10 protein-coding genes are annotated in these 12096 nt (G+C 74.0%); 5 read left to right on the forward strand and 5 right to left on the reverse strand.

Annotation, left to right across the window (positions count from 1 at the left end):
- The 5 genes from ACSRUE_RS19625 (at window position 1) to ACSRUE_RS19645 (ending at window position 5149) form a co-directional block, all read left to right on the forward strand.
- On the forward strand, window positions 1-351 hold the full coding sequence (locus ACSRUE_RS19625) for a hypothetical protein (RefSeq protein ID WP_441292310.1): 351 nt from the start codon (window positions 1-3) through the stop codon (window positions 349-351).
- Window positions 348-1298, forward strand: coding sequence for a PLP-dependent cysteine synthase family protein (locus tag ACSRUE_RS19630; RefSeq protein WP_437765722.1), 951 nt, complete (start codon window positions 348-350; stop codon window positions 1296-1298). The genes ACSRUE_RS19625 and ACSRUE_RS19630 overlap by 4 nt, the downstream gene beginning before the upstream one ends.
- Window positions 1292-1864, forward strand: a complete 573-nt coding sequence (locus ACSRUE_RS19635) for a Mov34/MPN/PAD-1 family protein (protein WP_012238380.1) — start codon at window positions 1292-1294, stop codon at window positions 1862-1864. The genes ACSRUE_RS19630 and ACSRUE_RS19635 overlap by 7 nt, the downstream gene beginning before the upstream one ends.
- A gap of 125 nt (window positions 1865-1989) precedes the next feature.
- Window positions 1990-3735 carry a sulfate adenylyltransferase gene (sat, locus tag ACSRUE_RS19640; protein ID WP_441292311.1) on the forward strand — a complete coding sequence of 582 codons (1746 nt, stop codon included), beginning with the start codon at window positions 1990-1992 and terminating at the stop codon, window positions 3733-3735.
- Between the two features lie 70 nt (window positions 3736-3805).
- A complete protein-coding gene (locus ACSRUE_RS19645; protein WP_441292312.1) occupies window positions 3806-5149 on the forward strand; it encodes a hypothetical protein in 1344 nt (447 codons plus the stop codon).
- Between the two features lie 6 nt (window positions 5150-5155).
- Here the strand turns inward: ACSRUE_RS19645 and ACSRUE_RS19650 are convergent, their stop codons facing one another.
- From ACSRUE_RS19650 to ACSRUE_RS19670, 5 genes are all read right to left on the reverse strand, one after another.
- Window positions 5156-7129, reverse strand: coding sequence for a serine/threonine protein kinase (locus tag ACSRUE_RS19650; protein ID WP_437765725.1), 1974 nt, complete (start codon window positions 7127-7129; stop codon window positions 5156-5158).
- Window positions 7130-7541: 412 nt separating this feature from the next.
- Entirely contained in the window at window positions 7542-7865 is a 324-nt protein-coding gene (trxA, locus tag ACSRUE_RS19655; protein WP_437522675.1) for a thioredoxin, read from the reverse strand.
- Between the two features lie 224 nt (window positions 7866-8089).
- Entirely contained in the window at window positions 8090-8536 is a 447-nt protein-coding gene (locus ACSRUE_RS19660) for an Rrf2 family transcriptional regulator (protein ID WP_441292313.1), read from the reverse strand.
- Window positions 8537-8630: 94 nt separating this feature from the next.
- Window positions 8631-10427, reverse strand: coding sequence for a hypothetical protein (locus ACSRUE_RS19665; protein ID WP_441292314.1), 1797 nt, complete (start codon window positions 10425-10427; stop codon window positions 8631-8633).
- Window positions 10428-10539: 112 nt separating this feature from the next.
- Complete coding sequence (locus ACSRUE_RS19670) at window positions 10540-11994, reverse strand: PLP-dependent aminotransferase family protein (RefSeq protein ID WP_441292315.1); 1455 nt, start codon at window positions 11992-11994, stop codon at window positions 10540-10542.
- Between the last annotated feature and the right edge of the window lie 102 nt (window positions 11995-12096).

Consider the following 12096-nt stretch of genomic DNA (forward strand, 5'->3'; position numbering starts at 1 on the left):
GTGGACGACCCGCGCTATCTCCGCCAGGTGTTGCTCGCGGAGATCGGTCCAGAGGGACAGGCGAGGCTCGGGGCGGCGACGGCGCGCGTGCTCGGCGGCGGCAGCGACGCGCCGCCGCTCGCGCACGAGGTGGCGGAGCGCTACGCGCGCGGCGCCGGCTTCCGCGCGCTCGCGGACGGCGCGATCGACCTCGCCGCGCTCGCGCCCGTGGACCTCGTCGCCTCGCCCGCCGCGCGCGCCGTGCTCGCCGGCGCGCGCGCGGCGCTCGCCGAGATGCGCGCCGCGCTGGCGCTGGGCAGCGCCGCCGGGAGCGTGGGGCAGGGGAGCGCGGGGGAGGTCGATCCGTCATGAGGCGCTCGCTCGTCCGCTCCCGCCGCCTGGGTTCGGTCGTCGAGGCCGTGGGCGACACGCCGCTCCTGCGCCTCTCGCGCGTCGGCCGCGACACGCCGTCGGTCGAGGTCTACGCCAAGCTCGAGTTCGCGAACCCCGGCGGCTCGGTGAAGGATCGCGCCGCGCTGCGGATGATGACCCGCGCCGCCGCGGACGGCCGCCTCACCAGCCAGAAGACGCTCATCGACTCGACGAGCGGCAACACCGGGGTCGCCTACTCGCTCTTCGGCGCGGCGATGGGCTTCAAGGTGGCGCTCGTCATGCCGTCGAACGTGTCGAAGGCGCGCAAGGACATCGCGCGCGCGTTCGGCACGGAGCTCATCTTCAGCGACCCGATGGAGGGCTCCGACGGCGCGATCCGCCTCGTGCGCTCGCTGGTCGAGAAGGATCCGGAGCGGTACTTCTACCCGGATCAGTACTCGAACGAGGACAACCCGCTCGCCCACTACCACGGCACGGCGCGCGAGATCCTGGAGGCGGTCGGCGACAGGATCACGCACTTCGTGGCCGGGATCGGCACGAGCGGCACCATCGTCGGGACGAGCCGGCGGCTGCGCGAGCACCACCGCCCGATCCGCTGCATCGCCGTGGAGCCCACGGAGGCGCTCCACGGGCTGGAGGGGCTCAAGCACCTGCCGAGCTCGCTCGTGCCCGCCATCCACGACGAGGGCGCGTACCACGAGACGATGCGCATCGCGACGGAGGACGGCTGGGACATGTCCGATCGCCTCGCGCGCGAGGAGGCGCTGCACGTGGGGCACTCGGGCGGCGCGGCCGTCTTCGCGGCGTTCGAGGTGGCGAAGCGCCTGCACCGCGAACAGCAAGGCGGGTGCGTCGTGGCGATTGTCCCGGACCGGGGCGACCGCTATTTTGCGCCCATGAAATGGGAGAAGCGTTACGTATGGTGATGTCTCCACAGCCGTGGACCGCCGGTGGGGTCGTCCTCAAGGCGAGCGTGCTCAAGGCGGTCGAGGACGAGGCGCTCGCGGGCTACGCGCGCGACGAGGAGGCCTGCGGGTACCTGAAGGGGCCCGCGGACGAGCCGCTGCTCTGCGACGAGCACGTCCGGATGGACAACATCGCGAACAAGCTCCACGCCATCGACCCGGAGCGGTACTTCCGGACGGCGCGGACGTTCTTCGATTTCAACGGCAAGCGCTTCTCCGACGCCGTCGAGAAGGGCGCCTCGGCGGGGCGCCCGGTGAAGGTGCTCTACCACTCGCACCTCGACGCCGGCGCTTACTTCAGCCCGACGGACGCCGCCATGATGAGCGGCGGCGAGCCGCCGGCCGAGGAAGGCGGCCAGATCGTGCTGGGGCCCGGGCCGGCGTTCCCGCTCGCGTTCCTCGTCACGAGCGTGCGCGGCGGCTCCGGCGAAGGGCGCCCGGAGGAGGCGCCCCGCATCGCCGAGCACCGCCTCTTCGTGTGGGACGGCGCCGCGTTCGTCGCGTCGACCTTCTCCGTCGTCGATTGAGCTCATCGCGCCGGGGCGCGCGTCGACGCGCTCTCGCGCAGCCCTCCTCCGCTCGTTGAGGGGTCTGCACCCGAGGCCCGGAGCGGCCGAGTCCGTAGTCGTCACTTGATCAAGGAGTTGCCTAAATGTCAGGTTTTGTTGTCTGGTTCACCGGTTTGAGCGGCGCCGGCAAGAGCACGCTCGCGGCGATGCTCTCGGCCGAGCTCCGCGCCCGCTCCGTCCACGTGGAGGTGCTCGACGGCGACGAGGTGCGCACCAACCTCTCGAAGGGCCTCGGGTTCTCGAAGGAGGACCGCGATACGAACATCCGGCGAATCGGATACGTGGCGAAGCTCATCGCCCGGTCGGGCGCGTGCGCGATGACGGCCGCCATCAGCCCGTACAAGGCGATCCGCGACGAGCAGCGGGCCCAGATCCCTCATTTCGTCGAGGTGTTCTGCTCCTGCGAGATCCCCGTGCTCGCCGAGCGCGACGCGAAGGGGCTCTACAAGAAGGCGCTCGCGGGCGAGATCAAGAACTTCACGGGCATCGACGACCCGTACGAGGCGCCCGAGAGCCCCGAGGTGCTCGTCGACACCGGCAAGGAGACGAAGGAGGAGAGCCTCGCCAAGATCCTCGCCAAGCTCGAGGAGCTCGGCTACGTCCCGCGCCGCGGCGCCGCGGTCGCCGTGTCCGGCGCGGCCGCCGCGGGGGCCGCCGCGGGCGGCGCGCGCGGGCTCATCGCGCCGCACGGCGGCGAGCTCGTGAACCGCTGGGTCGAGGGCGCGGCGAAGGCGTCGCTCGCGGAGCGGGCGAAGGGGCTGCCGGTCATCGAGCTCGACGAGCGGACCGAGAGCGACGTCGAGATGATCGCGATCGGGGCGTTCTCGCCGCTGCGCGGCTTCATGAACTCGAAGGACTACCTGCGCGTCGTGCGCGAGATGCGCCTCGAGAGCGGCCTGCCGTGGTCGATGCCGATCACGCTCGCCGTCTCCGAGCAGGCGGCCGAGGGGCTCCGCGTGGGCTCCGAGGCGGCGCTCCGCGCGCGCGACGGCCGCATCGTCGCGGTCATCGAGCTGAGCGACAAGTGGCGGCCGAGCAAGGAGCTCGAGGCGCAGGAGGTGTTCCGGACGACCGAGACGAAGCACCCGGGCGTCGCGTACCTGATGAGCACGGGCCCCGTGTACGTCGGCGGCGAGATCCGCGTGCTGGAGCGGCCCGTCGACTCGGCGTTCCCGGCGTACGACCGGGGCCCGGCGACGACGCGGGCGTACTTCGCCGAGAAGGGCTGGCGCCGCATCGTCGGGTTCCAGACGCGGAACCCGATCCACAGGGCGCACGAGTTCATCACCAAGACGGCGCTGGAGATCTGCGACGGCCTGATGATCCACCCGCTCGTCGGCGCGACCAAGTCGGACGACATCCCGGCGGACGTGCGGATGCGTTGCTACGAGGAGCTCATCGCGAAGTACTATGTGAAGGACCGCGTGCTCCTCTCGATCTACCCGGCGGCGATGCGCTACGCGGGGCCGCGCGAGGCGATCTTCCACGCGCTGGCGCGCAAGAACTACGGCTGCTCCCACTTCATCGTGGGGCGCGATCACGCCGGCGTCGGCAGCTACTACGGCACGTACGACGCGCAGGAGATCTTCAATGCCTTCAGCCCCGGAGAGCTCGGCATCACCACGCTCAACTTCGAGAACGCGTTCTACTCGACGGTGGTCGGCGCGATGGCCACGGCGAAGACGGCGCCTGGCGACGCGTCGACGCAGGTCAACCTGTCCGGGACGAAGGTGCGCGAGCTGCTCCAGCGCGGCGAGCTGCCGCCGCCGGAGTTCTCCCGTCCGGAGGTCGCGCGCATCCTCATCGAGTCGATGCGCAAGTCGTCGTAGCCCCGGGCGCCTGAGGGCCGCGGCGGGCGGCGCCGTCGAGCGGGGCCGCGCGGTATCAGACGTGGCGCGCGTGGCGCGCGTGGCTCACGCGGCGCGCGCCGCGGCCCTCTCGCTCCTCGCCGCGCTCGCCGGCGTCTCCGCGGGGACGCCGGCGCGCGCGGATCTCAGCGACGACGCCGCGCGCGTCGCGCGGATGTGGTCGCTCTCGGGCGCGCGCGTCGCGCGCCTCCCCCCCATCTTCCTCGAGCACGGCCGCGCCCGGGTCGTGGCGGTCGATCCGCCCACCGGCGCGGCCGGCGCGGCCGGCGCGGCGGCGGACGAGTGCCTCACCGCCGCGTTCCTCGCGCCGCGCACGGCGGAGTTCACGCTCTCTCCCGAGGGGCCGTCGGGCGGCGTCCCCGCCCTCGAGGGCCTCCTCCAACAGCTGCGCGGCGCGGAGCCCGAGGGCGACCGCCGCGTCCAGAGCGCCGCCGGGGTCGCGGCCATCACGCGGTGCGGGGCCGAGCGCGAGGGGCTGCGCCGCGTGGCGATCGAGGTGCTGTCGGCGCGCAGCGCGTTCGACGTCGTCGTCGCCGCGTCGAGCGGCCCGCTGGAGCGCGTCGAGGCCATCCTGCCGGAGCGCGCGTCCGGGCCCGTCGCGCCCCGCGGCGACCCCGGGCGGCCCTCCGAGCCGGGGCCGCTCGACGCCCGGGTCGCGCGGGCCGCGCGGCGCGCGCTCGCGGAAGGGGCGCCGCGCGTCGCTCCGACCGACATGCGCGCCTCGTCGATCGGGACGGGGCAATTCTCGGTCAAGCTCCCCGAGGGCTGTCACCGCCTCGACCTGATGGCCGAGGTGCCGAGCGCCACGTTGCGCCGCGCGACCGACCTCGACGCCGAGGCGCGCGAGGGGACCACGGGCAGGCTGCTCGATCGCGACAGGTCCGACGCGCCCGACGCGCGGCTCGATTTCTGTCTGGGCGAGCAGGGGGTCGTCGAGGTGCCTTTCCTCGGGGCCGCGGGGCCGGTGAAGGTCGTGCTGTCCGACGCGCAGTGGCCGATGTCCGCGTTCGTGCCGGGGCACTTCGGCGCGCGCGCCCGGGGCAACCTGGCCGCCGCGCTGCACCGCCGCCACGCGCCCGCGCCGCGCGCGCAGGCGATCGCCGAGGCGATCGGCGCGCAGGGCGACACGCTCGTCCCGGTCCAGGTCGAGCCGGGCCGCTGCTACTTCGCGGCGGCGGCGCTGGCCCGGGGCGAGCTGCGCGCGCTCCGGATCTCCGTCGAGCTCGGCGACCGCGCCGGGCGCGACGACGCCGGCGAGAACGGCGAGAGCGCCGGCGTGGCGTTCTGCTCCGAGATCGAGGAGAGCGCCGCCCTCCGCGTGTCCGCGCGCGGCGGCTCGCCGGTCTGGGTCGTCGCGGTCTGGCCGATGGACTGACCCCGCTCACTCCGCGGCGTGGGGGCGCCTCGGGCGGCGGCGCGAGGCCTGCTCCAGGCCTGGGCTGGCCGCGGCGCCGGGCTGGGCCCGCTCCGGCAGCAGCTGGCGGAGCTGCCAGGCCTGCAGGAACGCGCGTCGCTCCGCGGCGCGCAGCGCGTGCTGGTGCTGGCCCATCATGAACGCCGGCACGACCAGCATGAACAGGGTCGTCAGCGTCAGCGCCGTCATCGTCGCGATCTTCGAGTGCTCGACGGCCTGGGGCAGGATGACCATCGCGCCGCCCGCGAACTCGTACGAGCGGGGCAGGACGCCCGAGTACTCGATCCACGCGGCGGCCAGCACCGCGACGCAGCTGGTCGCGACGACGGCGACCCGGTAGACGGTCCGGTACGTGAACGAGTTGCCGTACGTGAGGATGACGAGCAGCATCGGCATGAAGAGCAGCGGGCCGAAGCCGCGCCCGATGCACAGGAAGCTGAGCACGTTGAAGACGAAGCCGGCGTAGGCGTACCACTCCGCGGACGGGCGGTGGACGACGCGCGCGGCGAGGAACTTCATCAGCGCCGCCAGGGCGGTGAAGCCCAGGATGAAGGCGAAGACCTGCCACTCCCGGATGCCCAGCCACACGGCGGCGACCATCGTCGCGATCGCCGTCGCGAGCAGCTCGGCGCGCATGCCCGCGCGCAGCTGCAGCCGGTGCCGCGCCGCCGCGGCCGCGTCCAGCTCGGCGAGCACCTCCGCCGGCATCTCGCGCGGCGGCTCGGTCAGGACGCGCCGGAGCGTCTCCAGGGCGCGCTCGTTGGACGGATCGAAGGCGAGCGCCTGGCCGACCTCGCTGAGCAGCGCCTTCCGCGCGCCCTCGGCTTCCTTGCCGCCGGCGAGGGCCTCCGTCACGCGCTCCTCGGCCAGCCCCGCGTGCCGCGCCGCGAGGTCGCGGCGGAGCTCCACGTCCTTGTCGCCGTCGAGGAACCGCTCGACCGCCTCGTAGAGCGCGCGGGCGGACGGGTAGCGCTCGGAGGGCTCGCGCCGCGTCGCCGTCACGCAGATCGCGTCGAGCTCCGGCGGCACCTCGCGCTCGGGCGCGCGCACCGACGCCCGCGCGTCGGCGCCGTGGATGAGCGAGTCGAGCATCTCGGTGCGGTCCTTCTTCGGGTGCAGCGGCTTGAGCGTGAGGAGCTCGAAGAGGATCGCGCCGAGCGAGTAGATGTCGCTGCGCACGTCGAGCGTGTCGACGCACCCCTGCGCCTGCTCCGGCGACATGTACCCGAGGGTCCCGAGCACGTCGCCCGGGATGGTCCGCGTGCTCATGGGATCTTCGCCCATGTCGATCGTCTGGAGCGGCGTGTCGACGAGCTTCGCGACGCCCCAGTCGAGCAGGTACACCTCGCCGAAGTCGCCGAGCATGATGTTGGCGGGCTTGAGGTCGCGGTGGAGCACGCCGCGCGAGTGCGCGAAGTCGACGGCGATGCAGACCGACGAGAACGCGGTGAGCAGCCTGCGGCGCGAGAAGCTCTGGAGCGCCGCCGCGTCGCCCTCGCGGAGCTCGTTCAGGATCCTCGCCAGCGTGAGGCCCCGGAGGCGCTTCATCGTGAAGTACGCCGAGCCCTTGCTGTCCACGCCGAGGTCGTAGACCGGCACGATCGACGGGTGCTCGAGCTGGCCCTGCACCCGGGCCTCGCGGAGGAACCGGTGGCGCAGCGTCGTGTCGCCCTGGTGCTCGGCGCGGATGACCTTCATGGCCACGTCGCGGCCGATGCGGCGGTCCCTGCAGAAGTGGACCTCGCCCATCCCCCCGACGCCGAGCAGCGACCGCATCTCGTAGCGGGGGCCGTCGCTCGACAGATCCGTGAGCTCCGCGCGGGCGCGGCCGAGGCTCACGGGGGTGGGGCTCTGGCCGTGCGAATCTCCGCCCTTCCCGCGAGATTTTCGCATCTCGGGGAGCTGCTCGAGCGTCTCGAAGTCGTCGTCGAACAGGGCCATGGCGTCCGGGAAGCCAGGCTCGGTCGCGCCGTGCCAAAAATACCCACATCGGCAGGCCTCCGCGTGGCGACCCTCGACCGTCCCGACGGACGGCAGCGAGCGGCGTTGCGGAGTGCTGGGCTTCCTTGGACGAGAAAATCTCGTATCGGGTGGTCATGTCAACGGGATGCTGCGTCCGTAGAAGACGGCCGACGCGCAATGCGACGGCCGCGGGCCGCGCACATCCCGTGCGGTCGGGGTGAAGGCGGGAGCCGCTCGCAAAATGAAGGTCGATGTCAGGTGCCCAGCGGCCCTGGCGCGCGCTGTGGTGGCGTCTCCGTCGCGCAGGGGGCGCGATGTGGGGCACGTCACGGCGCGGGCGATCGCCGGCGGAGGCTCGAGGTGCTCGATGCGCTCGAGGTGCTCTGCGCGCTCAACGTCCGAGGAGCGCGAGCAGCGTCTTCTTGTTCGTGAGGCCGACGTGCCGCCCGACGGGCTCGCCCTTCTGGAAGGCGACCACCGTCGGCAAGCCGCGGATGCCGAAGCGCTGCGCGGCCTCGGGCGACGCGTCGACGTCGAGCTTGACCACCTTGACCTGGCCCGCCGTCTCGGCGGCGATCTCATCGACGATCGGCGCGAGCCGCTTGCAGGGAGCGCACCAGGATGCCGAGAAGTCCACGAGCACCGGCGTGTCCGTCTGCAGGACCTCCTGCGCGAAATTCAGGTCGTTGACTTCGATGACATTGCTGCTGCCCATGGCGCTGTCCTTTCGGTTTTCTCGGGATTGAGCGGGCCCTGGCCGCGATGCGCCGGCCCGATGCCGGCCTGATCCTCGACGGCCTCGCTCGCTCCAACTGTTATAGGCACGGTTTCAGTTTCTGCCAGGGGAGCGGCCCGGCCGCCCGCAGGGATGGCGGCCTCGCGTGTGTCCCGAGCAGGAGGCCGGGCGCGGCGCCGCCGCGCGGCCAGGCGTCCGAGCGATCAGCCGGCCTTGACCGGCGCAGGCGCCGGGCGGCCGAGGTGCTGCGCCCGGAGCGCGATGTCCGCGACGGTCTTCTGCGCGAGGCCGCGCAGCAGCCCTGCGTTGGCCGCCTCCGCGACCTCATCGAACGCCCGCTGGATCCCCGACCCGATCGGGCACCTCGCGTTCGGCTCGCACGGGCTCGGCGCGATGGCGCCGTCCGGCTCGACGGCGGCGTACACCTCGCTCAGCCGGATCGTCTTCGCCGGCCTCGCCAGGCGATAGCCGCCCGAGCGGCCCTCCCGCGCCTCGATGAGCCCGGCCTGCGACAGCCGCGCGAGGATGCGCCGCAGGAAGGCCGGGTTCGTGTTGATGCTCGCCGACAGCGCGTCGCTCGCGCAGCTCTCGTCGGACTGGGCGAGCAGCGCGAGGGCGTGCGTGGCGATGGCGAAGCGACCCGAGGACATCGAACGGCCCCTCGGCCGTTATCTGAGGGCTCGGGGGGTTCCGCTGTCAAGGCGCGGCGGGCGGTCGAGCGCTCGCGCCTCGGCGCCTGCTCGCTCAGCGCGACCTGGGCGAGGTGCGGATCAGCACGAGGGCGTCGCCCTTGCCGTGCGCGAGGCGCAGCTCGATCGACGCGGGGACGGCCGCCGGGCCGGCGCAGCGGCCGTCGGACACGACGTGGCGCGCCCTGGCGAGCGAGCTCTCGCCCGTCGAGGTGTCGACGAGCCGCAGATCGACGCCCGCGCCGTCGGCGTCGAGCGCCGCGATCGCCTCGGCGCACGTGTTGGCCGGGATCGGGAGCGGGAGGATCTTGAGGCGCGCGGCGTCGAGCGCCACCGCCTGCGCGCCGGCCGCCCCCGCGGCGTCGGCGGGGCCGGCGGCGCTCATGCGCCCGAGCAGCCTCGCGGCGGCGAGCGGATGGGCGACGAGCGCCGGCGGGGCCTCGGGCTCCTTGCGGACCTCCACGGCGAACGGGCCAGGCTGCGCCATCGACTCGACATCGACGCGGGCGGGGCCGCCGCGGCCGCAGGTGAAGAGCGTCGCCCGCGCGCCGCCCCGTGCGCGGCCGAGGAGGGCGTGGCCCTCGCTCCAGAGCTCCGCGAGCACGTCGGCGAGCGGCTTGCCGGCCAGCACGTCGATCCGCGCGCAGCCGGCCGGCAGCTCGATCGGCAGCGTCGTCCGGCTGCCGAGCCGCGCGGCCCCGGTCGACACGCGCGGCGCGCCGTAGCCCCGGCCGGCGAGCGCGCGGGCGTGGTCCGCCCGCGCCTCGGCGAGGTCGCGGCCCTCGGTCACGCGCTCGATCGGCGTGGCGCCGGAGATCTCCGCCTCGGCGCCCGGCTGCGAGCGGCCCACGACCACGGCCACGAGGCCCTGCGTGCCGCGCGAGCGGATCGCGATCGAGAGCTCGACCGAGACCGCCGAGCAGAGGAGCAGCGAGCGATCCTGGCCCCGCTCGCGCGCGCGCGCGACGACCCTGCCGGTCTCGTCCTCCGCGACCACCTCGAGCGAGGCGACCTCGTCGCTCGGGGAGACGAGCACGTCGAGGCAGCGGCCGCCGTCGAGGGTGGCCCCGATCCGGCTCGCGGTCCTCGAGCCGACGGGCAGCGCGACGCGCCGGACGTCGTCCCAGCGCGCGCCGACCGCGGCGCGGCGCGCCCTGATCTTCGCCTCCAGGCCGGGCCACGACTCGAGGCGCCCGCTCTCGTCGCCGGACCTGCCGCGCGCGCCGACGGCGCGGGCGACCGCGTCGGCCGCCTTGACCGGGACGCTCTGCACGCCGATGCTCACCGCCCCGGCGCCCGACATCACGCGCGCCATGACATAGAGCCGCCGCGGGTGCGGCGGGCAGACGAGGATGGACGCGCGCGCGTCGGCTGCCTCGTCCGTCGAGAAGGCGCTGCCGTCGTCCTCGAAGGCGAACAGGTCGACGTCGCTGATCGTCGGCGAGACCCGCGCCATCGCGAGCATGCACTCGCCGGCGGGCACCTCGACGAAGGCGCCGAGCCGATCGCCGTCGGACGCCATGTCCGCGCCGATCACCCGGAGCGCGCTCGCGCCCGCCTGCGCTGCGCGCCGCGCGTCCCCGCCGAGGAGGGTACTGCCGTCGATGCGATCCGGCAGCGCGCGCAGCGTCTCCGGCGCTCGCGCGCCGGGCGAGGCGATCGCCCCGGCGCCGCAGCCGGGCAGGACGGCGAGCGAGGCCGCGAGCGCCCAGGCCGCGCGGCCGGGCGACGGAGCCGCAGCGCGGGCGGGCTCGGACGGGCGGCGCGCCGGCAGGACCGGGAGCGCAGGCCGCAGCGCGGGCGTCGGCGGGGGCGCGGGCGAAGGAAGGGACGCGGGATGTCGGGGGCGCAATGGCGTGGGCTCGTCGGGGCGGGCGCTCGATCGAGAGGGAAGGTTCTACTTCAGCGCGGGTACGGCATCCAGGGCGCGCCGGCCGCCGCCGGGGCCGCGGCCGTCCACCGCGTCATCCCTCGGCGGTCTCGGCGCAGATCCGTCCGAGCGTCCGGACCGCGTGCTCGCTGAGCTCCGTGAACGGGTAGCCGCAGTTCACCCGGATGTAGTTCGAGAAGCGGTGCTTGGCCGAGAAGATCGGCCCCGGCGCGACGCTGATGCCGTGCTCGAGCGCGCGCTCGTGCACGTCGAGCGCGCTCGTGCCGGGCGGCAGCTCGACCCAGAGCACGAAGCCGCCGGCGGGGCGCGAGACGCGGGTGCCGGGCGGGAAGTGCTCGGCGATCGCCTCGCTCATGCGCGCGACCTGGGCGGCGAGCCGGCGCCGGAGCGTCCGCAGGTGGTGGTCGTACCCGCCGATCTCGAGGAACTCGGCGATCGCCATCTGCGGCAGCGTCGCGGTCGCCACGCTCTGCGCGAACTTGAGCTGCTCGACCTCGTCGAGGAAGCGGCCGGGCGCCGTCCAGCCGACCCGGTAGCCCGGCGCCAACGTCTTCGTGAACGACGAGCAGAGCATCACGAGGCCCTTCCTGTCGAACGCCTTGGCGGGGCGGGGACGGACGTCGCCGAAGTGCACGTCGCCGTAGATGTCGTCCTCGATGAGCGGCACCTCGCGGCGCGCGAGCATCGCGACGAGGCGCTCCTTCGCCTCGTCGGGCATGGCGCTGCCGAGGGGGTTGTTGAAGTTCGGGATCGCGAGGCACGCCTTGATGCGGTGGCGGCCCAGCATCTCCTCGAGGACGTCGAGGTCCATGCCGGTGCGGGGGTGCGACGGGACCTCGATCGCCTTGATGCCGAGGCTCTCGATGAGCTGGAGGAGCCCGTAGTACGCCGGCGACTCCAGCGCGACCGTGTCGCCCCGGCGGGCGACCGCGCGCAGGCAGAGGTGGAGCGCCTCCATGGCGCCGACCGTCGTCACGATGTCGTCGGGGGAGAGCGCGACGCCCCACTCGACCGAGCGCCGGGCGATCTGCCGCCGCAACGCCGGCAGGCCGGGCGGCGGATCGTACGAGACGCCGGCGCCGCCCGCGCTCCGCGCGATCGCGCTGAGGATCCGGTTCAGCTTGTCGGTCGGCAGGAGCTCCGGGCTCGGGCACGCCGCGCCGAACGGGACGATGTGCGGGTCCCGGCACGCCCGGTAGACCTTGGAGACGAGGCTCTTCACGCTGACCCGCGTGGCGGTCGTGCAGGCGCGCGCGGCCCGGGGCTCGGGCAGCGCCGCGCCCCGGCGGGCGCGGACGTAGTGCCCCGACTGCGGGCGCGCCTCGATGAGCCCGCGGTTCTCGAGCTGCATGTACGCCTGCAGCACCGTTGCGACGCTGACCCCCTGCTGCCGGCTGAGCCGCCGCACCGACGGGATCCGGTCGCCCGGCCGCAGCGCGCCGCGCGCGATCAGATCCGCGACGTGCGCGGCGACGCGGTCGTAGAGGTGGGCCTCGTCCTCCGCTTCGATGGGCGCCTGCACCCGCACAAGACGAAGTGTACAGCCGGGCGGGCCCTGCGGTACCGGTACAGCTGCGGGGCGTGAGGACCAGCACAGTCGCCTGTTCCGGAAACTGTACCGGCCTCAATT

This window comes from Sorangium sp. KYC3313, from assembly GCF_052075895.1.
In the GTDB taxonomy this organism is placed as follows: Bacteria; Myxococcota_A; Polyangia; order Polyangiales; family Polyangiaceae; genus Sorangium; species Sorangium cellulosum_B.